This window comes from Renibacterium salmoninarum ATCC 33209 (genome assembly GCF_000018885.1).
Classification (GTDB): Bacteria; Actinomycetota; Actinomycetes; order Actinomycetales; family Micrococcaceae; genus Renibacterium; species Renibacterium salmoninarum.
The window spans coordinates 180083-200927 of the sequence record NC_010168.1 but is presented as its reverse complement, the minus strand read 5'-3'; the positions used below and the strand labels follow the sequence as shown (position 1 = coordinate 200927).

Annotated in this window: 22 protein-coding genes and 1 pseudogene; 12 read left to right on the top strand and 11 right to left on the bottom strand. The window is 55.7% G+C overall.

The window, feature by feature from the left end; translation table 11 throughout:
- Positions 1 to 10: 10 nt before the first annotated feature.
- Together RSAL33209_RS15755 and RSAL33209_RS00985 are read right to left on the bottom strand one after the other, a co-directional pair.
- Entirely contained in the window at positions 11 to 247 is a 237-nt protein-coding gene (locus RSAL33209_RS15755; protein WP_012243702.1) for a MurR/RpiR family transcriptional regulator, read from the bottom strand.
- Positions 241 to 885, bottom strand: coding sequence for a MurR/RpiR family transcriptional regulator (locus RSAL33209_RS00985; protein WP_012243701.1), 645 nt, complete (start codon positions 883 to 885; stop codon positions 241 to 243). The genes RSAL33209_RS15755 and RSAL33209_RS00985 overlap by 7 nt, the downstream gene beginning before the upstream one ends.
- A 215-nt stretch (positions 886 to 1100) precedes the next feature.
- Here RSAL33209_RS00985 and RSAL33209_RS00980 point away from each other — a divergent pair, with 215 nt between their 5' ends.
- The 7 genes from RSAL33209_RS00980 (at position 1101) to RSAL33209_RS15735 (ending at position 5940) form a co-directional block, all read left to right on the top strand.
- Entirely contained in the window at positions 1101 to 1289 is a 189-nt protein-coding gene (locus RSAL33209_RS00980; protein ID WP_012243700.1) for a hypothetical protein, read from the top strand.
- A 3-nt stretch (positions 1290 to 1292) separates the two neighbouring features.
- Entirely contained in the window at positions 1293 to 2036 is a 744-nt protein-coding gene (locus RSAL33209_RS00975; RefSeq protein WP_012243699.1) for an N-acetylmuramic acid 6-phosphate etherase family protein, read from the top strand.
- Positions 2033 to 2446 carry an N-acetylmuramic acid 6-phosphate etherase family protein gene (locus tag RSAL33209_RS18405; RefSeq protein ID WP_012243698.1) on the top strand — a complete coding sequence of 138 codons (414 nt, stop codon included), beginning with the start codon at positions 2033 to 2035 and terminating at the stop codon, positions 2444 to 2446. Before RSAL33209_RS00975 ends, RSAL33209_RS18405 begins: the two co-directional genes overlap by 4 nt.
- 20 nt (positions 2447 to 2466) lie before the next feature.
- Entirely contained in the window at positions 2467 to 2961 is a 495-nt protein-coding gene (locus RSAL33209_RS18400) for an N-acetylmuramic acid 6-phosphate etherase (protein ID WP_233494296.1), read from the top strand.
- 212 nt (positions 2962 to 3173) lie between these two features.
- A complete protein-coding gene (locus RSAL33209_RS19100; protein WP_158539277.1) occupies positions 3174 to 4019 on the top strand; it encodes an ABC transporter substrate-binding protein in 846 nt (281 codons plus the stop codon).
- A 13-nt stretch (positions 4020 to 4032) separates the two neighbouring features.
- The gene (locus RSAL33209_RS19095) at positions 4033 to 4710 is read left to right on the top strand and encodes an ABC transporter substrate-binding protein (RefSeq protein WP_080503729.1); all 678 of its coding nucleotides are present in this window, start codon (positions 4033 to 4035) and stop codon (positions 4708 to 4710) included.
- 18 nt (positions 4711 to 4728) lie between these two features.
- The gene (locus tag RSAL33209_RS15735) at positions 4729 to 5940 is read left to right on the top strand and encodes a serine hydrolase domain-containing protein (RefSeq protein WP_012243693.1); all 1212 of its coding nucleotides are present in this window, start codon (positions 4729 to 4731) and stop codon (positions 5938 to 5940) included.
- On the opposite strand, the gene purN is transcribed toward RSAL33209_RS15735, so the two are convergent.
- Positions 5930 to 6499: a phosphoribosylglycinamide formyltransferase gene (gene purN, locus RSAL33209_RS00960; protein ID WP_012243692.1), complete on the bottom strand. Its 570-nt coding sequence runs from the start codon at positions 6497 to 6499 to the stop codon at positions 5930 to 5932. The two genes, RSAL33209_RS15735 and purN, sit on opposite strands and share 11 nt — an antisense overlap.
- Before the next feature lie 24 nt (positions 6500 to 6523).
- Positions 6524 to 7855, bottom strand: a complete 1332-nt coding sequence (locus RSAL33209_RS00955) for a cell division protein PerM (protein WP_049759036.1) — start codon at positions 7853 to 7855, stop codon at positions 6524 to 6526.
- 155 nt (positions 7856 to 8010) lie between these two features.
- Between RSAL33209_RS00955 and RSAL33209_RS00950 the strand changes: the two genes are divergently transcribed.
- The 4 genes and pseudogenes from RSAL33209_RS00950 (at position 8011) to RSAL33209_RS00935 (ending at position 11042) form a co-directional block, all read left to right on the top strand.
- Positions 8011 to 8499 carry a DUF805 domain-containing protein gene (locus RSAL33209_RS00950; protein WP_012243690.1) on the top strand — a complete coding sequence of 163 codons (489 nt, stop codon included), beginning with the start codon at positions 8011 to 8013 and terminating at the stop codon, positions 8497 to 8499.
- Between the two features lie 87 nt (positions 8500 to 8586).
- Positions 8587 to 9723, top strand: a pseudogene (locus RSAL33209_RS00945) (glycosyltransferase family 4 protein).
- A 189-nt stretch (positions 9724 to 9912) separates the two neighbouring features.
- Positions 9913 to 10560 carry an HAD family acid phosphatase gene (locus RSAL33209_RS00940; protein WP_049758746.1) on the top strand — a complete coding sequence of 216 codons (648 nt, stop codon included), beginning with the start codon at positions 9913 to 9915 and terminating at the stop codon, positions 10558 to 10560.
- A 71-nt stretch (positions 10561 to 10631) separates the two neighbouring features.
- Positions 10632 to 11042: a hypothetical protein gene (locus RSAL33209_RS00935; protein ID WP_012243686.1), complete on the top strand. Its 411-nt coding sequence runs from the start codon at positions 10632 to 10634 to the stop codon at positions 11040 to 11042.
- Positions 11043 to 11120: 78 nt separating this feature from the next.
- On the opposite strand, the gene RSAL33209_RS00930 is transcribed toward RSAL33209_RS00935, so the two are convergent.
- Both RSAL33209_RS00930 and RSAL33209_RS00925 read right to left on the bottom strand, forming a co-directional pair.
- Positions 11121 to 11342: a GlsB/YeaQ/YmgE family stress response membrane protein gene (locus RSAL33209_RS00930; RefSeq protein ID WP_012243685.1), complete on the bottom strand. Its 222-nt coding sequence runs from the start codon at positions 11340 to 11342 to the stop codon at positions 11121 to 11123.
- A 241-nt stretch (positions 11343 to 11583) separates the two neighbouring features.
- A complete protein-coding gene (locus RSAL33209_RS00925; protein WP_041684929.1) occupies positions 11584 to 12222 on the bottom strand; it encodes an FMN reductase in 639 nt (212 codons plus the stop codon).
- Between the two features lie 126 nt (positions 12223 to 12348).
- On the opposite strand from RSAL33209_RS00925, the gene RSAL33209_RS00920 reads away from it, so the two are divergent.
- Complete coding sequence (locus tag RSAL33209_RS00920; protein ID WP_012243683.1) at positions 12349 to 12984, top strand: GOLPH3/VPS74 family protein; 636 nt, start codon at positions 12349 to 12351, stop codon at positions 12982 to 12984.
- 1 nt (position 12985) lies between these two features.
- Here the strand turns inward: RSAL33209_RS00920 and RSAL33209_RS18390 are convergent, their stop codons facing one another.
- The 5 genes from RSAL33209_RS18390 to mgtA form a co-directional block, all read right to left on the bottom strand.
- On the bottom strand, positions 12986 to 13369 hold the full coding sequence (locus RSAL33209_RS18390; protein WP_233494245.1) for a DUF6880 family protein: 384 nt from the start codon (positions 13367 to 13369) through the stop codon (positions 12986 to 12988).
- A complete protein-coding gene (locus RSAL33209_RS00910; RefSeq protein ID WP_012243681.1) occupies positions 13323 to 14912 on the bottom strand; it encodes a DUF5107 domain-containing protein in 1590 nt (529 codons plus the stop codon). The genes RSAL33209_RS18390 and RSAL33209_RS00910 overlap by 47 nt, the downstream gene beginning before the upstream one ends.
- A gap of 89 nt (positions 14913 to 15001) precedes the next feature.
- Positions 15002 to 16669 carry a thiamine pyrophosphate-binding protein gene (locus tag RSAL33209_RS00905; RefSeq protein ID WP_012243680.1) on the bottom strand — a complete coding sequence of 556 codons (1668 nt, stop codon included), beginning with the start codon at positions 16667 to 16669 and terminating at the stop codon, positions 15002 to 15004.
- Positions 16666 to 17682 carry an agmatinase gene (speB, locus tag RSAL33209_RS00900; protein WP_041684926.1) on the bottom strand — a complete coding sequence of 339 codons (1017 nt, stop codon included), beginning with the start codon at positions 17680 to 17682 and terminating at the stop codon, positions 16666 to 16668. The genes RSAL33209_RS00905 and speB overlap by 4 nt, the downstream gene beginning before the upstream one ends.
- A 137-nt stretch (positions 17683 to 17819) precedes the next feature.
- Positions 17820 to 20570, bottom strand: a complete 2751-nt coding sequence (mgtA, locus tag RSAL33209_RS00895) for a magnesium-translocating P-type ATPase (protein ID WP_012243678.1) — start codon at positions 20568 to 20570, stop codon at positions 17820 to 17822.
- Between the last annotated feature and the right edge of the window lie 275 nt (positions 20571 to 20845).

Here is a 20845-nt window from a genome sequence, read left to right as displayed (position 1 = left end):
AGAACGCCCGTCAAAGCGAGAAATCACGCCGTTGCGCTGGCAGGACTACTTCCCTGGTGAGCTCCAAGGCATGGGCAGCATCGTCATAGCGACGCTGGGCAACAGCGATGAATATGCAATCAACCAAGGCAAGCTGAGCTAGACGAGAAGACATCGCTCCCGAGCGGAATGGCGACTCACGCACTTCCGTCCGCATGCTGAAATCGGCAGATATTGCTAAAGGTGAACCAGGCGCATTTGTCAGCACAACGGTTTTAGCGCCGCTTTCTGCGCGGTAGTGATGAAATCGAGCGTTAACACCGTAGTTCCGCTGTGCGAAAACGCCATCGCCACATCACGTTTACCCATGAGCGCCGCTCCCATCAGCGCATCATGCGGGTTGGTATAAACCGCGGCCTGGCGGCCAACGCGGAAAAGTTTGTAGTACATATCCTTGGCGACCAAATCCCCTGCACCCACGCCGTAAAGATGAATCTTCTCCGCGCCGTCAAGCACTGTCGCAATGGTATTCAGATTGTCCAGATCGGCCGCGGCCAGTGTCTGATCGATTCCTCTAGTTTCGTTAAAACGAACCTTTGCGACGACGTCAGCAAGAGAATCATGAGGATGCAAGGCGGTCTCAGGAAGCCCCAGTCCTTCTTCGGCTCCGGCGATCCGGCCTATCTCAGAGGCGAGCGCTAGGCGCAGTTGCGGATAACCCTTAAATCCGAGGACTCGGCAAACCCTCAACACGGTGGGTTCCGATGTTTTTGCCTTGACCGCGAGCTCTGAGATGGTCAGATTGACCGCCTCGCCCAAATTGTCCGTAATCACGGACGCAACCCGGTATGCCGCTGGGGTCAGTTCGTTTAAATGTGCGCTAACCAGAGCCTGGAAATCTGTCATCTTCGACCTTTCTCCCCCACGATCAGCTTAGCCGGAATATATCGGGCCATCAGCGAAGCCGAACTTGCGCAGCGCATTTGGCACGATTTTCGAAGGTATCTCTGGAAAAAAGTGACGAACACGATAGTTCCAAAATTTACATGATGGCGTAATCTAGTGTAGAAAATTTTCACCCACATCATTCGAAGGGCAACTGTGCCCTCGAGAGGCAATTCATGACAGAGGTCAGTACTGCGTCACGCGCCGCACTCGAACAGCTTATGGCTGAGCTCAGTTCTGCTCATCTGGTGAATCTGACCGGGCTTGGGACCGCAGAATTAGTCAAGGCGCTCAACGGAAGTGCAGCTGCCGCGTCTGCGGCGATCCAGGATGCAGGCCACAATGTGGCGGTGGCAATCGACTGAATCGTGCCGCGGCTGCGCAACTTTGGTCGCTTGATCTACCTTTCCGAGGCTCATCACGGCCAATTTCGTCTGCTATCCCAGCAAAGTTCCGAGCTGGGTTCCGCCACGGAAACGATCTCGCAGACTTTTTCAGCTTCAGATTTTTTGTCAGCAATACCAGCCGCCAGCGCAGAAGAGGATCAGCTCGCCGGCGCAGCAGACATGCTTGCACTGGAGCTGACTTCGCAAGACTGCCTGATCGGCATTTCCGGTGCACAGGAGTCGCCCTATCTCGACGCCGCGATGAAATCAGCACTCCGATCCGGGGCCCTTACCGTCCGAGTCTGCAACAGCACAGCTGGTATTTCGACGGGCACTTCGGCAAACGAGGACGAGATGTTGCTGGCGTTGCCTTTAGCTGCTGCCGAGGCGGATCCTCGCTTACCCGATTTCCATCTGACCGTGCAACAGATGATCGTGAATTTGATCAGCGCGGTCTGCATAGCCAGGCTCGGCACAGCTACCGAGATCCAAACTGGTGATTTGCGTTCAACAAATGAGACTGCATTTAGTCGCAAACAACGGACTCTTATGACGGCCACCGGCCTAAACGCAATAGATTCAGCCAAGATGTTGATTGCTGCGGACGGCTCAACAAAGGTCGCGATTTTGATGGTGATGACCGGCTTGCCAGCAGAACGGGCGCACCAGATCCTGCTTCGTGAAGTGGATGCCTTGGAAAATGCCGCCGAGAGCCAAGGTCGATGACCGAGCCAGATCAGCAGGCCAGCCTCCGAAACGAGCTCAGCACTCTGGTCACGGAGTCTGGGAACCCTGATCTTTCAGATTTGGACCAGTTGAGCACCCTGGAGCTGGCCACAGCAATGAATGCGCAAGACTCCGTAGTGCCAACCGCTATTGCAAACGCAGTGCCGCTGATCGCAGAAATCATTGACCAGATCGCTGGACGAATGGAGCAAGGAGGCCGACTGATCTATGTGGGTGCTGGCACTCCAGGTCGGTTAGGTGTTTTGGACGCAAGCGAATGTCCGCCAACTTTTGGGGTTACGCCTGAAACGGTGCTGGGCATTATTGCCGGCGGCGATTTTGCGCTACGTAACGCGGTAGAAAACGCTGAAGACGATGCGGATGCCGGTAAAAAGATCTCACCGAGCTGAAGCTTGGGCCATTGGACTCAGTGCTTGGCGTTTCAGCATCTGGACGCACACCCTACGTACTGGGCTCCCTTGACGCAGCATCAGCCCGTGGCGCACTGACTATCGGCTTTTCGTGCAACGCCAGTTCCCCGCTAGGTCAGCAGGCAAATTTCGCCCTTGATATTGAGGTCGGTCCCGAATTCGTGGTGGGTTCCACTCGGCTGAAGGCTGGCACCACCCAAAAATTAGTCCTGAACATGATTAGCACCATCACTATGATTCGATTAGGAAAAACCTATCGGAACCTGATGGTGGATTTACAGGCAACCAACGCAAAATTGCGGGCCCGCAGCGAACGAACAGTCATTCAAGCCACCGGAGCTGATTTGCTAGCCGCGCAATCGGCTTTGACTGCGGCTAGTGGCTCAGTAAAAGTCGCGATTTTGATGATCCTGGCCGGTTTTAGCGCTACTGAGGCCGTCAAGGTACTTGCTCAGAATCACGGCCGATTGAGCCAAGCACTTCACGCCGAATAGCCATTGGTCGGGTTTCCCCGCAAAATCTGAGACGATATTGTTTCGGAAAGCGATTTTCTTAACCGTTGCCTCCGCTATCCGCAAAACTGCCCGATCTCAGATCATCGTCGCGACCCACCGTTCCGCCGTGACACCAGAACGGCGAACCTGCTAAGGGGACTACTATGTCAGCACGACCATCCATCAACGCCAACGAATCGAAAGGTTGGCGAATGAGATCTGCAGCTTCCAAGCCCAAGTTCCGGTTTGCTGCGAGCCTATTGGGCATCGCCGTAATCGCAGCCCCCTTGGCAGAAGCTAAGCCGTCGAACGCCGCGGATGCCAGCGACAGCAGCAAGACCAGCACGCTCAAAGTTGCTATGCCTGGTGAAGTCGATACGTTGAATCACTTCACGTCTATCGCGAGTTCGGCCCAGAGCGTCTTGGCGCTGCAATACGAAACCTTGGCCGGCTACGACGCCAATAATGAACTAGTTCCAGCCATGGCCGATAAATGGGATACCAGCACCGATGGCAAAGTCTGGACCTTCCATATGCCAGAGGGCCGAAAATGGTCTGACGACCAACCCATCACGGCAAAAGACACGGAATGGACTTTCAGCTCGATTCAGTCCAACGATGCGCTCAAGCAAGCGAACGGCACACTCGTGGAGAATGTCGAAAGCGTTGTCGCCAAAGACGCACAAACCCTGGTCATGACGCTGAAGAACGCTCAAGCACCAAACCCGGGTAGCCAGTTGCCGATCATGCCAGAACACATCTGGTCAAAAGCGGCTGATCCTAGCAAATTCGCTAATGACAAAGACGACGTCGGATCAGGACCTTTTGTGGTCGTAAGCTATGACAAATCCGCCGGTGTCACGATGAAAGCTAACCCCAATTACCGGTTGGGAAAAGCCAAGGTTGATGGCCTCATTTGGGTGCCTTATAAGAACTCTGACGCCGCGGTACAGGCCTTGAAAACGGGCGAAGTCGATGTGGTTGGTCGGCTAACCGCGACTCAATTCGAGGCATTGAAAGACCAGCCCGGAATCACCACAAACTCGGGTAAGACGTAGTCGATACGTAGGAATTGCGCTCAACATTGGCACCCGTGCGAAAGACGGCACCTTGATGGGAGATGGCAACCCGGCCTTGCAGGATCTCAATTTACGCAAGGCCATCTTGATGGGCATGGATAACAAGACTTTGCTAGACAAAGTTCTCAACGGTCAGGGCGTCGAGTCAACCGGTGAAGTTCCAGCGAGCTATTCCCTGTACAACTGGAAAAACTCTGACCTGCCGCTGAAATTTAATCCGGATGCCGCGAACAAGCTGCTCGATGAGAGCGGCTATGTTAAGGGCGCTGACGGCGTGCGACTTGATAAGACTGGTAAATCGCTGACATTACGGCTACTGGGCCGCAATACCGACGGAACGCATCAACAAATCATCGATTTCGTCACGAAGTGGCTGAAGAACATTGGCATCACGGTCACCCCTGAGATGAAGTCCAATGTCCAGGTGAATGACGATTCGATCCTTGGCAACGTTGATATGTATTTCACGGGCTGGAATATTGGACCAGATCCCGACTATCAGCTGTCAATCAACCAGTGCTCAGCACTGCCAAATGCGGACGGCACCGGTGGAACGTCGGAAAACGGTCTCTGCATTCCAGAACTTGATGCATTGATCAAAGCTCAGCACACCGAGTTGGATCAGACCAAGCGCAGTGAATTGGTGCAGAAGGCACAAGAGATGATGTAAAATAGCGCTGCGGTCAATGTGCTGTATTACCCCAACTCCCTTGAAGCGTACCGCTCGGATAAGTTTGAGCCATTCGCTACTCAGCCCAAAGTGGGTGGCGTCATTACCGAACAAAACGGGGCCTGGGGCTATTACTCAGCGACGCCGGTCGGTTCGGCAGGTTCTGCTACGGACGGTGGCTGCCAAGTGTTGGTCCAGGGCAAGACCGTGGTAGATATTACGGTTGGAGACGCCGTCCAATTCAATGCCCACGGCATTGAATTGCCGGTAGCTGATCGACTTCCCGCGACGACCTCGACTTTCTACGATCTAGCCTCGATCAGCAAATTGTTCACCGCGGTTACCGCGTTATCTTTAGTGGCCGATGGGGACTTGGCTCTGGACGAGCCGATCGGCAGAATTTTGCGGCAATATCGGTCGGGACCAAAATCCAAAGTTACCTTGCGGCATTTACTGAGCCATACCTCGGGCTTAGCTAGCGAATGGCTTGGCTGGCGATCCGGCGTCGCAGAGCATCCACATTTTGACCGCGATCAGTTGCTGGCCAATTTACTCGATGCGCAGTTAGAAGCTGAACCCGGAAGTCGCAACGCATACTCTTGTTTCGGCTACAACACCGTGATGGCACTCTGCGAATCGCGCACCGCTAAGCCGTGGGCTTCGTTGGTCCAAGAACGTGTGTTAGCTAAGCTTCCGACCAGCGGATTGACGGCAACACCGCTTGTGGACAATTGTGCGGCAACCGAGTTTCAGCCCGAGTATTACCGAGGCATGATTCGCGGCATTGTCAGTGATGAAGCCGCGTGGTCCTTGACCGCCAAGGCAGCTGGACCCGCAGGCAATTCGGGCATGTTCGCCACCGCGAACGGGCTGAGTGTCTTTGCTGAAGCCCTGCGGCTTGGCTTACCAGGAATCTTGCCCCGTGAGCTTGCCGATGAAATGCATCGAGATCAGCTGGCAGACATCCTTGGCCCTTCCAGCACCAGTGAGTTGGGATTTGGCCAAGGGCTAGGCCCGCAAATTGGCCAGCCGGAATGGATGTCGGTATTCGGGCATCAGGCCTTTGGGCATTCCGGCTTTACCGGCACCTCATTATTGGTAGATCAAAGTGTAGAACTCAGCATTGTTTTGCTGACTAATCGAGTGCATCCGGGCCGAAATGGTCCTGAGATGCGTCCGCTGCGAAATGCGGTATCTCAAGCCGTCTACGCCAGCTTGGCTACTGCGTAGAAGCACTCAGCTCGGCCAACACTTGGATCAGCAGTTCTCGTTCAACAACTTTGATTCGCTCGTGCAAGCTTTCTTCAGAATCTGTGGTCAAAACGTCGACGGCGCGCTGGGCAATAATCGGCCCGGTATCCACGCCAGCATCGGCGTACATCACGGTGCAGCCTGTCACTTTGACACCATATGCCAAGGCATCGCGAACACCGTGCGCACCCGGGAACGCAGGCAATAACGCCGGGTGTGTGTTGAGATAGCGCTTCGGGAAAGCATTGATAAATTCCGCACCAACGATGCGCATAAAACCCGAGGAGACGACGTAGTCAGGCTCATACGACTGGACCTTTTCTAATAACGCTTGGTCCCAATCCGCGCGTTGCGCAAAGGCCTTGAAGTCAACGACAAAGGTTTCGATGCCTGCCGCCGCGGAGCGCTCAACTCCGTAGGTATTCTGCCGATCCGCCCCGACCGCTACTATTTCGACGTCAAGCTTGCCCGCCGTCATTTCATCGATAACGGCTTGTAAATTGGACCCGGTACCAGATACCAAAGCGAGAATGCGCATATAGAGAATCCTAGGCGAAACCGGTCAGTGCGTTTGGTCCTGAAAAGGATCGAAATCCTGACGCACGGACTTTCGTTGCCTGGCACCTTCCAGCCACGGGGCGACTGCGTATCCGATCAGCACACCGATTGCGGCTTCACAGCCCAGCCAAGCTGCCGTCGCAAGCGCTTCTGGACCAACATCGGTCAGCCGACCAATGCCAACAGAACCTTGCGAGAGCCAAGCGAGAATGCCGGTAAATACTGCTGTTGCAGCGCCAATGACCGCGGCAAGTCCGATAGTGGACAGACTCGCGCTCAGCCAGCGTTGATGAATTCTGATTGAAAGCCAGTCGTCAAAGTGATTCTCGCCCTCACGCAAGAACCACCAACCAGCGACGACTCCTGCCCCGATAGGCAGGACTAAGGCAAGCACTCCCCAACTGAGCTGGCCAACCGGTAGTGCTGCAAGAATGGGGATCGCCGGAATCGGTGCCACCACGGTGCCAAGCGGTCCCACTGTTGAGCCAACGCCTAAGGCGAATCCAGAACCAGATGACCAGGCCATCGTCCAGACGGCAAGATTCGGGAAATATCCAAGTTGGGCCAAGGTGAGCGCTGCGCTGCCCATGGGCCCGGCTTTGAGGCCTTCGTACACCGCCACCACATCAGCCCAATGTACGGCCAAGTTGATCGCAAAAAGCAAAGCAGCTAAGCCCATAACAACAATCACGGCCAAAAAGGCCGCGCGTGTTGCCGACCATAAGTATGAACCTGTCCAGCGCGACACTTGACTTGTCCGTGCCATGCGTTCAGCAGCATCGACACCGATCAGCCGTCCCCAAGAGCCGGCTTCTCTGCGTGCACCAATGACCAAACCAAGTAGTACCGGAATAAGCGGAATCAAAGCTGCCGGCGCTAAATCTGCCGAGGCAACTTGGGTCCGGCAAATGTATCCAGTAGCTAATCCCAGCACCGCGTAAAGTGCCGCTGCACCGAAGAGCGCTTGCCACAATTGATCCGAATACGATGCCCTGGCCAGCCTGCGGCCAGCGCGCCAAGCCAAGAAAAAGGGGATCAGCGCCAAACCAAGTGGTACTAGCGTGAGCGCACCACTTTGCACTGAACCCGATGAAGCACCCGCTGCCATGGTGAGGTTGAGCGGAACACCATGAATGAGTAACCAAGCTTGTCCACCGAGTTGAGCCACCTCACCGGCCGCAGGATTCCCAAATCCGCCGCTAAGGAATACTGCACCGATAGGCAGTAAGACGAGCACTGCGACTATCACCGAAAGCTGCAGAGATTCGAAGACCCCTTGCAGCCACAAGGGCATTGCAATGCCGCGTTGGCCGCTTTGGCCCTTGGTAATTCTCATTAGATCCATCGTGCCATGATCCGGCTTGCTACCCTCTGGGCCTCGCCGCAATAGCTCAACTTCGCGGCCAAACCCTTCGGCTTGGATCTAGCATTGTGCTGCATTTTGTCGTAATTGTCTGCTTCGAATGTTAATCAAACAGATAGGTAAATTACGTGAGCGAGTCGTATTACTCTGCCCCACAGATTCACACTGACCCGCAGAGCCATCCGATTTTTGGTGCTAGCTTCGGTACCGCGCTCAAGCGTTACTACGGAAAATACGCCACATTCCGTGGCCGCGCTTCTCGCAGCGAATATTGGTGGACTCAGCTATATCTGAGCCTCATCGGCATCGCCTTATACATCCCGGTGCTGCCCTGTTACCTGGATTTTCTCAGCTCTGCAACAAGTTCTAGCCGTTACGGCAGCGTCAGCAGGTCGTCTCCCGAGATGGGCCCGCTCACCGTGGTCGTTGTGATCGTCGTGGTCATTTTCGTGCTCGCGCACATCATCCCGAACCTCTCAATACTCGTACGCCGTTTACATGACGCCAACATGTCCGGTGGCTTTATATTCCTCAGCTTCATTCCATTCGTCGGCGGACTCATTGTCTTCGTACTCACTTTGCAGTCAAGCAAGCCAGAAGGTGCCCGCTTCGACTGATCAGCGGCGGCTTATGTTCATCTAAGCTTTCCCGACCTGAAACCCTTTTTGGAGCAAATCGCAAGCCTGGGCACTCACTATTGAACTGTGAGGATCGTACTTTTCGCCGAGTCATTCCTGCCCAATATGAACGGGGTGACCCACTCCCTGCTCAAAACGCTGCAGCATTTGCGCAGCCAGGGCGATGAAGCCTTGATTGTGGCACCCTCAAGCACCGACCCCACCGCCCCAAACGAGGTGGAAGGCTTCCCGGTCTTGCGGGTGCCCTCCTTGCCGCTAGCTGGCTACCCCAACTTGCGCGTCGCCTTTGGCTGGGTCAATCGGATGAAACGAATCCTGATCGACTTCCAGCCCGACGTCGTCCATTTGGCTTCACCCTTTGAACTGGGCTGGCGCGCAGCGAGAGCCGCCGCCCAGCTGAACTTGCCTACGGTAGCCATCTACCAAACCGAGGTTCCGTCCTATGCTGGCCGCTACGGCGTGCCGTTTTTGGAAAACTGGGCCTGGAACCGGGTGGAAAATATTCATTTGCTGGCTACTCGAACGCTGGCTCCGTCTAGCTTCGCTTTGAATCAGCTGCGTGGGCACGGCATTCCTCTAGTAGAGCTATGGCGTCGCCGGGTGGATACCGAACGCTTCAACCCGGTAAAGCGCAATGGCGTGCTACGAATTCAGGCGAATGCTGAAAACAAACGAATCATTGGCTACCTAGGTCGTCTCGCTGCCGAAAAACAAGTTGCCGATCTGGCCGCGATTGCGGACATTCCAGGCACCCAGCTGGTCATCATTGGCGACGGCCCGCTGCGCAGTCAGCTGGAACAACAACTGCCACAGGCCCATTTCGCTGGGTTCCTTGGCGGCGACGATTTGGCACACGCGGTGGCCGACTTTGACTTGTTCGTGCATCCAGGCGAACTTGAGACCTTCTGCCAAACGATTCAAGAAGCCATGGCCTCCGGAGTGCCCGTGTTCGCAACCGGCCGCGGCGGTCCACTGGACCTCGTGGATAACTCACGGACCGGCTGACTCTACAACCCCGGCGACCTGGCGCAATTACGCGGCCATGTGCTCGACTTGATTGGCGATGACGCAAAACGATCCGCATTCGCGAATGCGGCCTATCGCAGTGTGCAAGGCCGAACGTGGAATACCGTTTGTGGCCAACTTACCGCGCACTATCAAGCCGTGATTCATGAGCACTCCACTGCGCGCCAACCAGTTTGAGCTGCAAGAATTCCAATAGCTGTTTCAACCTAGAATTCCCTGGGAGATTGCCTATTTTCCTGGGTATTACGTCGTATATTTCGTGATTTTACGTAGTGTGTCACGCTTCACAAACAACCATTGTCATGTCGCATTTCAAGATGATTTACTGCGGGTGGCAAAGAAGCCATTTCGCGATTGGAGAAGCATATGAGCATCATCCCGGGTCCACGAAAAGTCGGCGCCGCTCTGCTTGCCGCAACCCTTACCCTGGGTTTGGGCGCAGCAAGCATCCCGCTAGCGGCAAGCGCCGAAGCAGCCAGTTCCACCGAGGGCATGCAAGATTTCAAGGGCATCCACCCCGCTGATTGGCTTAAAGATGTAGACGACGTCCTCGATGGTTCGCTGGACTATGTACAGAATCGAGTAAATAACAAGGCCTCAGACGAGAAGCTCGCCGTTGTCTTCGACATCGATGACATAACCTTGGCTACTGACTTTGCCATCGACCGTCGCAATATTCCGGCGATCGGATCCTCGTTAGAACTGGCACAGACGGCTGATTCTCTTGGCGTCAAGGTGTTCTTCGTCAGCAACCGTCGCTACGACGGAGACCGTACCAGCAACACCTCGACCAAGAAGTCACTCACCAAGGTCGGCTACCCGGTTTTTGAGATCTATCACCAGACCGGTGACCACCGGATTCCGGTGCAGGAATTCAAAACCGCCAGTCGCCAAGATATTGAGGAGCGCGGTTACACCATCATCGCCAATGTGGGCGATCGGCAAACCGATCTCGACGGCGGATACGCAGAAAAGACCTATAAATTGCCGGATTACGACGGCGCGATGCAGTAAACCCACACCCGGTCTGGCCTTTCATCGCGGCAAGCACTAGGTTCGAGGAAAGACCCACGAAAGGATCCAGCATGGGAATCAGACTCGGGCATGTGGCGCTGCGATTGGCTAGTGGTGCGTTCATCCTCAATTCCGGCGTCGGTAAGCTCAGCCTCGAAGGCGAGCATGCAGCGGGGCTGCAGCAGATGGCTTTGAATGCCTTCCCTCAGTTGAAGGAAATCGAGCCAGAAAAGTTTGGTCAATACCTCAGCTACGGGGAAATTGGTTTGGGTACTTCACTGCTCTTGCCATTTCTTCCTAGCCGGCTGGTTGGTTTGGCACTCACTGGTTTTGCTGGAGCTTTGGTCTACACCTACTTGAAGACTCCCGGTATGACGCAGTCCGATGGGATCCGTCCCACCGCACAAGACACCGCGCTGGCTAAAGATATTTGGCTGTTAGCCATTGGCTTGGCTTTGTTGTTCGACCGCAAAAAGAAATAGCCAAAAGCACGACGGCGGCCCCGCACCCTCGTTCGCTAGGGTGCGGGGCCGCCGTCGTGCTTTTGGCCTAAATACTATTTAGGCTTTGGATCCCTTGCGTCCAGTGATCATGCCGTAGATAAGCAACACGATGATTGAACCGACGATGGCAAGAATCCAGGTCGAGATCGAGAAGAATCCGCTCAGATCAGTGTGGAAGATGAGCCCGCCAAGCCAGCCACCACCCTGCTTGCCCGGGAGGATGAACTTAGCGATTTCACCGGCAATGAGGCCTAAGATTAAGAAGCTAAAGAATCCCATTATTTATTCACGCTGCCTTGTTCTGTTGATTTGGTCTTTGTCACGATACGACCTGTACGGCGTCCAAAGATGTATGCGGCGAGTGCTGCTCCACCGATAAATATGATCAGGTTGCGCATTGCACTCCTCTCTGCGGCCTAAGCCATTTCATAAGGACCGTTTGGCCCCTTCATGACTAAGTCGTTGTGGGCAGCGCATTCGTCACGCAAGATCAGCAATTTTTTCTGGCGACAGCAATTGCTTAGTTTTCAGCGCCGATTTTCGAGCCGCCGATATTGGCCAAAAGCTGCTCGAATGGCAGCGACTCAAGCCTAGGCACCTCGGGTTTTGGCGTGCTGGATTGCACCGCTTTGGCAAGCTCATTTGCTGCCTGAGCAATACGTTGCGGTAAGGCAGACCCCAATGAGTTGGCACTCCCCCAGTCATCAGGTGAAGCATAAACACCCGTCGGCACAACGTGCGCATGTAAGTAGCTGAACAACGGCCGCAAGGCATGGTCAATGACGAGCGAATGCCGAACACTGCCGCCGGTGGCACCAAGTAATACTGGCGTTCCCGCCAAGGACTTAGGGTCAATGAGATCGAAGAATGACTTGAACAGTCCACTAAATGATGCCGAAAACACCGGTGTCACCACAATTAGCGCATCTGCGCTCTGGACCGCGTTGATCGCCTCTTGCAGTACCGGAGCCGCGTAGCCAGTGACAAAATTGTTCGCAATATCAACCGCCAGATCGCGCAATTCGATCGTCTTGATGCGAACCTGATCTCCCGAAGCGTTTAGTTGATTGCTCGTTGCCGCAGAAAGTTGATCAGCCAGCAACCTGCTCGATGACGGCGAGCCTAGTCCTGCCGAGACGACCATGATCGTGCGGTCCATTTCACTACTTTCTTCTATCGATCCATGCGTTTGCATCTATTGTCCGTTGTAACGCGATTGCCACAACTGTTATTCCCCGCTGAAACAGGGCTATCGATGACTTTCAAAAATCAATAGTCTTTCCTTATGACAACGGCACAATTGACGCTTCCACAAGAGCTCGTCTTGTTAGCCACGGACGAGTCCAGCGGTAAGCGGCTTATCAGCGCCCAGACTGCCAAGCTTGCGCTGGCTGGCGCAAGCTTGGCGGAGTTAGCCATCCAGGGCGCGGTAACTGTGGATCGTGGAAAAGTCCTTAGCACCAGACTGACGCCGGGCGCCTGCACCTCGCAAGCGCAACGCATTGCGCAAGCACGTCCAACCAAAGCCAAGAATTGGGTACGAAAGCTCACTAATTCAAAATCCTGGCAAGAAGTGTGCCTAGAGCTTTCAGAACTAGGCATTTTGAGCCAAGGGCAATCGTCTTTCTTTGGCTCAGCTCGGTTCCCGCCGCTTAACCCAGAGCCAGAGCAGCAGCTGCGTAATGCAATCCAAAACACGCTCAACGGAATCAGTCCCACCGAACGGATCGCGGCCGCCATCAGCCTGCTCCAAGCCGGCGGACTTGTGCGCAAGCTATTTCCGGGCACAGATCGAAAGCGAGTGAAAGAAATCGTTGAAGGCCAGTGGGCATCTAAAGCAGTCAAGTCGGCAATAGATGAGATCAACGCCGCCATCATTTCGGTCGTCGTGATGACAACGACCGCTGGCAGCTCGAGCTAAATTAGTCGCTCATCCCGAATTGGTACGCAGCCGGAATGTCAGCTCCCGGACAGACTTGCTGCCATAACGCCGCCAAAGAGTTTTCACCCTCATGTAGATCCGGAACGGTTATCCCAGCTTTGAGCGCTTCGGCAGCTTCAACAGTTCGTCCAAGTGCCGCGAGCGCTTGCACTCGGAGGAACTCAACCCTGCCGCCCCGAGCGCCAGCCGAGAATTTGGCTAGTGCTTCCAGTGCTGCAAAGGCTTCCTCTGGCCGGCTTGCCGCCAACAATGCAGTAGCCGCCTCAACTACGATGGCTCGATTTCCAGGATCGCTCTGGCATGCCTGCACATAGTGACTAGGATCTGACTCCGCGATCGCCAATCCACGGTAAGCGAAACGCACGTAAAGTCGAGCTTGTTGATTCGCCAGCCAACTCAAGGCAACGCCGGTATTGTTCGGCCGCTTCGGCATCCTGGCCAGCTGCCTGCGCCAACGTGCCCTGATGAAAAGCAATTTCTGCACCGTCACCAGTTGCCTGAGCTAAGGCAACGTTCCACTTGGCCCCGTTGACAAAGCCTTCCGAGCCCTCGAACGTGCCCTCGCGTAAAAGAGCAAGCCAAGGCTGCTGGGCGGTGCCAAGCGTCGACTCATCGAAGGGTATTCCCGAGTAGCTCCACTCCGAGCTGGTAGTTCGCCGAGCCAGTAGTTCCAAAGCTCCCCAACCGGAACCCTGCTGAATGGATCGAGCAGGCGCTTGATCTGCCCACTCTTGCCAACTGCGAAAAGTGGCTTCAAGCTGAGCGGCGGGGAGTAGTCCCTCAACCCACCGCCCAACACCTTCAACGGCTTCCGGCCATGCAGCATGAGCGGTAGCCGGACCAACTTGAGCGTTGCCATAGCATTCAAGCCAGGACCAGGAGTCACCAGCAGGTAGCGGCAAGTTTTCAAACTGGGTTTGCGCCAGGCCAGCCTGAATTTCGGCGTATTTTCCACCGTCCGGGCTGAGCCATTGCTGCCATCGTTGGCCACCAGCACCTTCGCCCCAGACAAAAAGCTTCCGGCCCCGCAATCGCTCGGTTGAAAGCATCGCCAAGCCGTCGCCGTCGGCGTCAGCGGCAACAATCCAGCGTCGCTGTTCCGCAGCAATGTCGAAGAAGTAGTCTGCCGCGTGCTGATTTTTGCTGGGCCAAGTGCAATCGACGCCGTCCAGCTCATGCGGTGTTTGCCGCTTGATGCCATTTTCATAGTCGCTAGCAAAGGCACTAGACGCAGGTGCAATCACTCGGGTCTGGTCCGTTTGTGGCGCAGCAGCATTGGACCACCAATAGATGGGCACCTCATGGTCATTCGGGTTGCTGATCCGGATTGCTACGTTGAGTACAGCCGAATCATCCGGAAGCCACGCATCAACTTGAAAAACCACTTCTCGTAGTCGATCAAATTCCCACATCCGTAGCGCCTGCGAACCGTCCGCTAGCTCGACGACGGCGGCGTGCAACGGCGAGCAGGTGCTGGGCGAATGGCCCCGGGTACCAATGTTCCACTCAATTCCGCCAGCAAACCAGGCGTTGCGTAGCGCCAAGTTGCCAAATTGGATTTGCTCCGGAGTATGCAACAAATTCTTGCCAGTTGCCTTATCAATGAGTTCCCAAAGCCTGCCACCCAGTCCAGGCAAGAAGCGTGCACGCAGGTGCCTGTTTTCGAGCACGACTACCGTGCACTCAACCTCTTGAAGCTCGCGATCGAACTGATCTTGAAGTTGATACGGGTGCAATGTGCTTGGATGACCGTACGTTGAGTTGGCAATAATTTCTGCCGGAATGTCACCACTAATGCTGTAGGGACTCTCCAGCGGCTTGCCGATATTGGGCAGTGGGTTCTCGGCAGCAAGATTCGCCATCACAAGTGATTCGGTAACTACGGTAAGAGAGCTGGATTCGGTCATATTTAGACACTATATGACCGAATCCAGTCCATAAAGAGCAGAAGTCTTCATTTTTGGATTATTTCTGCACCAAAACAACGTGGGCCTACTTAGAGATGTGTCGGTGCGAACATCTTCAGCAGCGTCTCCACCACAACTACGTTAGGACCGTCAGCAGCAAAGCCTTCGGTGAGCGCGGCTTTTACATCTTCTGGAGCCACTCGCCTTGCGGGCACACCAAATGACTCGGCAAGCGCCACAAAATCTGGTCGTGCCAATTCGGTGTGCGTTGCCTTGCCAAAGGCGCCTTCCATGTATTCGCGCAGGATGCCATAACCGCCGTCGTCGACAATCAGCCAAGTCACCGGAACATTGTGCTGCCTTGCGGTGGCCAGCTCCGCGATCGAGTACATTGACGAGCCATCGCCGGAAACAGCCAAAACACGCTGCTTGAGGCCTACCGCGCCACCGATTGCAGCCGGGAAGCCGTAACCCAAACCGCCCGCGCCTTGTGCTGAATGGAATTGGCCGCTGCGAGCGTCCCAACAGCTCCAGCCCCAATAAGCGGCAATGGTCATATCCCAGAAAGTCTGCATGTCATCCGGCACCGCAGCGCGAATGTCCGCCATAAACTGACGCTCTTTGGCTAGGTCCTGCTCATCGAGCCGGCCCTCAACTTTCGCCAACACGCTCGCGACAAGTTCCACCGGCGTAGCGCCATGCCAATCAACGGCATGACCTGCCAGCACCTCAGCGCTAAGCGCCGCGTCAATTGCCTCTAGTGCTTGACCGGCGTCGGCCCGAATACCCAAGGCTGGTCGGTTTGATTCAAGAACACGCGGCTCCGCGTCAATCTGAATGATTCGACCGCGCGGCTCCAACGTGAAGGAGTTGCTGGTAACCTCACCGAGCGAAGAGCCGACGACGACGAGCACATCGGCATCCTCCAAAACCTCAGTGACGTAACGGTCTTCAACCCAGGATTGCAACGACAACGGATGCGTCCAGGGGAAGGCGCCATTGCCGCCGGGCGAAGAAACTACCAGAGCCTGCAACTTCTCCGCAACCGAGAGCAGCCACGATTCGGCGTGGCCACGACGGGTGCCACCACCGGCCACAATCACCAGACGCTTCGCTGCGGAGAGCCATTTGACCGCTTCGCGTACCAGCTCCACGCGCGGCGGGTTATCGAACGGTTCTGCGAGGGCATCCTCCACCCGAGGCACCAGAATCGGATCCAACAAGACGTTTTGCGGGATTTCGATCCACACTGGTCCCTGTGGTGAAGACACCGCTTCGGTCCAAGCATCCTGGATGGCACTGGGAATTCCTGAGGCATGTTGAATAAGGCGCTGACTCTTGGTGACATTGGCTGCCGAGGCCTTTTGATCATCCAGCTGGTGCAGCATGCCCTTACGGCGAGCGCCTAGTCCATCAAGCGGAATTTGCGAGGCGATCACGATCATCGGCACGCCCGTGGCGTAGGCCTCTTGCAGGCCAGCAAGTGAAGTTAATGCGCCAGGACCGGTGGAGAGAAACAGTACGCCCACTTCATTGGTGGCACGAGCGTAGCCATCAGCGGCGAAGGCCGAGTTGTTTTCCACTCGCGAGGAGACGAATTCCAATTCCGAACGGCTCAACGCGTCGAAGAGACCCAGGGCATGCTGGCCCGGGATGCCAAAGACGGTCTTTGCGCCAAGCGCATGCAGGGTCTCCACCACCAGATCGCCACCGTTGCGCACATCGCGCTCTACGTTTTCCGCTCTTGCGTCGCTCATCGGCTGCTCTCTTCAGTCTTCAGACGATCGCGATTTACGCCGTCGGCCAATAGGGATACCAAGTCATAGGCGACATGCGAAGCCGCAACGCCAGTGATTTCCGCATGATCATAAGCCGGCGCGACCTCAACGACGTCAGCACCAATCAAGTTCATGCCACGTAGTCCGCGCAAGATCTCGAGCAGCTCGCGGCTGGTAATGCCGCCAGCCTCCGGAGTGCCGGTACCCGGCGCGTGTGCAGGGTCCAGCACGTCAATATCGATGGAAACGTACAGCGGCCGATTGCCGATTCGGTCCCGCAATTTGTGCACAACTTCGTCGACGCCTTGCCGGAAGACGTCCGAGGAAGTGACGATGCCAAAGCCAAATCGCTTATCGTCTTCCAGGTCCTTTTTGCCATAAAGCGGGCCACGGGTACCAACGTGGCTGATTGCCTCGGTGTCCAAGATTCCTTCTTCGACCGCGCGGCGGAAAGGCGTTCCGTGCGTGTATTCGGCACCAAAGTAGGTATCCCAGGTGTCCAAGTGCGCATCGAAGTGCAACAGTGCAACCGGTGCGCCGGCCCGTTCGGAGGCTGCGCGCAACAACGGCAAGGCAATCGTGTGATCTCCGCCGAGCGTCAGCAGCTTGGCGCTACGCCCCTCCGCATCCGGCGCAGTGAGCTCAAGCGCATTGTGCTGGATCTCCTCGATCGCCTCGTTGATATTGAACGGATTGACCGCCATATCACCGGCGTCAGCGACTTGCGCCAGTTCAAAAGGTGAGATGTCTTGCGCCGGATTGTAAGGACGCAGCAAGCGCGAGGATTCGCGCACATGATTAGCGCCAAAGCGCGCGCCCGGGCGGTAGGAGACGCCAGTGTCGAACGGCACGCCAACGACGGCGACGTCGGCCCGGGCCACCTGGTCAAGTCGCGGCAGTCGCGCAAAAGTGGCTGCGCCGGCGTAACGTGGAATACGGGAAGAATCGATTGGTCCGAGGTTTCCATTCGCCTCGATGCGCAGCTCATTCATGTGACCCATGCTACAACGTCAAGTTGCCTTATGTGAATCAAAAGTTGTTCTATGCGTAATAGGGTTTGACCCCGATATTGGATTGAGCCGTAGAAATTTTGGCGGCTCAATCCAATATCGGGGTCATTTGCAAGGAGTTACAGCCAGCGACCGAAACGGCGGATGTACAGCGTCTTGATGCCTTGAGTCAGCAAGCAGTACGCCGCCAAAGTACCGACCAGCCACGGGAAGTAGGTCCAGGGCAAGGCGACCAGGCCAAGCGACTGACCGAAGCCGCTGAACGGCAACACCAGAGCGAAAACACAGGCGGAACCGGTCAGCAGCAGTACCGGCCAGGAAGCACGGGACTGTACAAACGGAATCTTGCCAGTGCGGATCATGTGCACAATCAGCGTCTGCGAGATCAGCGATTCAATAAACCAACCGGACTGGAAAAGGGCCGCTTGATCCGGCGAATTGGCACCGAAGACGAACCACATCAGCGCGAATGTCGTCAGGTCAAAGACCGAGGAGATTGGCCCGATGGTCACCATAAACCTCGCCAGACCCTTGGTCTCCCACTTTTGCGGCTTCTCCACATATTCTTTGTCCACATTGTCCCAGGGCAACGAAAGCATCGAGAGGTCGTAGACCAGGTTCTGCAACAGCACTACCACTGGAATCATCGGGATGAACGGTAGTAAGGCCGAGGCCACCAGGACTGAAAACATGTTGCCAAAGTTGGAGCTCGCGGTCATCTTGATGTACTTGATGATGTTGCCAAAGGTCCGGCGACCCTCTTGAATACCGGCTTCTAAGACCATCAAGTCTTTTTGCAGCAAGATGATATCCGCAGATTCCCGTGCAATATCAACGGCAGTGTCCACTGATATACCAACATCGGCGGTACGCAAGGCAGCGGCATCATTGATGCCATCGCCCATAAATCCGACGGTATGGCCGTTCGCTTGGAGCTGTTCCACAATGCGCGCTTTCTGCATCGGGTTAACCTTGGCGAAGACGTCGGCACCTTCCACTGCCGCGGATAGCTGTGCATCATCTAGCGCTTCCACCTCAGCTCCGGTAAGTAGCGAGCCAGGAACATTGGTATCAATGCCAACTTGCTTGCACACCGTCCGAGCGACCAACTCGTTGTCGCCGGTGATGACTTTCACCGCGGTTCCATGCTGGCGTAAGGCCTTGATTGCCGAGGCGGCGGACGCCTTGGGCGGATCCAGGAAGGACAAGAAGCCAAGCAGCGTCATTTCTTTTTCATCTGCCACCGAGTAATCATCACGCTGAGATCCTGGCGCGGTAGCAAGCGCCAGTACTCGCATCCCTTCCGAGTTTTTCCCCGCGACCAGCTCGCTTAGCTCGGCCCGGCGTTCTGCGGTCAGCGGGTGCGGGTGGCCTTTCACCATAACGGTGGTGCAAACTTCCAGCACCTCCTCCACAGCGCCCTTAGTGATCATCAGCGGCGCGGTTCCGCCGTCGAGCACTACCGTCATCCGACGGCGCGAGAAGTCAAAAGGGACCTCGTCAATGAGCCGGTATGCGCCATCCATCTCAGCCAAGATCTCCGGCCCAGCTGCATCGAGCACCGCCCGATCAAGCAGATTGCGCAGACCCGTCTGAAACCGAGAGTTGGCCGCAGCCATCCGCAGTACTTTGAGGCTTGAGGTTCCGTTGACGTCCAGGTGCCGCTCCAGCACGATCCGGTCTTCAGTGAGCGTGCCCGTTTTATCAGTGCAGAGCACGTCCATCGCGCCCAGGTTTTGGATCGCGTTGAGCCGCTTCACAATTACTTGATGCTTAGACATCTTCACTGCACCGCGGGCAAGGTTTGCTGTGACAATCATTGGCAGCATTTCTGGGGTCAAACCGACGGCGGTTACCAGACCGAAAAGGAACGCGCTAGTCCAATCTTTAGTGATTCCGTTGACGATGAAGACCAACGGCACCATGACGAGCATGAACTTAATCAGCAAGAAGCTGACCTTCTTCACCCCTTGATCAAAGCTGGTCTCGGGTCGCTTGCCGGCGAGCTGCGCGCTCATTGCGCCGAAGTAGGTCTCGGATCCGGTGTGCACCACAACAGCAGTACCGCTGCCGGAAATCACTGAGGTGCCCATAAATCCAAGGCTTTCGGCTTCTAGTAAATTGCTCGCAGTGATCTCTTGCGTGGTTACCGAGGACTTCTCATTCGGCAGCGACTCCCCCGTCAACATGCCCTCGTTGATCTGGAGATCTTTAGTGCGCAAGAAGCGCACATCGGCCGGGATCATGTCCCCCGCGGCAAGTTCAATCAGGTCACCCGGAACGATGTCTTCAATCGGAATCTCGCGTGTTACTGGCTCGCCAAGGTCATTTTTCCGGGTGACTGCCGCCGTCGTCTGCACCATTGATTGCAGAGCCTGAGCTGCTTTGCCCGAGCGGCATTCCTGCCAAAATCGCATACCTACCGACACCAGCACCATGATGCCCAAAGTGATAACGCCTTTGAAGGACGGGCCGTCCTCTGGGTCTGCAAAGACAATATCGGTGAAGGCCATCACCACGGCGAGGAAGCACAAGATCAACACAAACGGGTTGTTGAATTCTGAGAGCAACTGCAACCAGGCCCGCGCGGGCCGGTCGTGATTGACCTCGTTGCGGCCGTAGCGCTCCTGGCGGACTTGGACTTTGAGCTGATCGAGCCCATTAACTCCGGAACCTAAGCGCTCCAGAAGCTGATCGGCGGGCTTGACGGCCGCCACCGCCATCGATTCAGAACGCTCCGCAAGTTTCGCCTTGAGTCGCGAATTTTGCCGAGCGGCTTTCGCGGTACGACGGCGATTTTGCGCGTTCTGCTCGGAGTTGGGAGCCGGCGTGCCCGGCGGAGTAAGGGTGCGAGGTGATGTGGTCTGCATGGTACTGCTCCTGAAATTTGTGGCTAGCGAAGGGTGCGAGGCAGCCGAAATTGGGCGCGCAAAGGCCGGTCACGACTGATTTTGGGCACGCCAGAATACGGCGAAAAATGCCGAAATTTCGGCGGTGGCGATGTTATGTCCCGAACGCGACGGCGCAATCTATTCGCGAAAACGCGAACTGAAAATCAGTTGATTGGTCGACGGCGAACGGGACAGGGTTGATGACCAGAACTCATGGTTCAACTCCCTCTCGTTCGGCGCGGCGCGATGTTTCT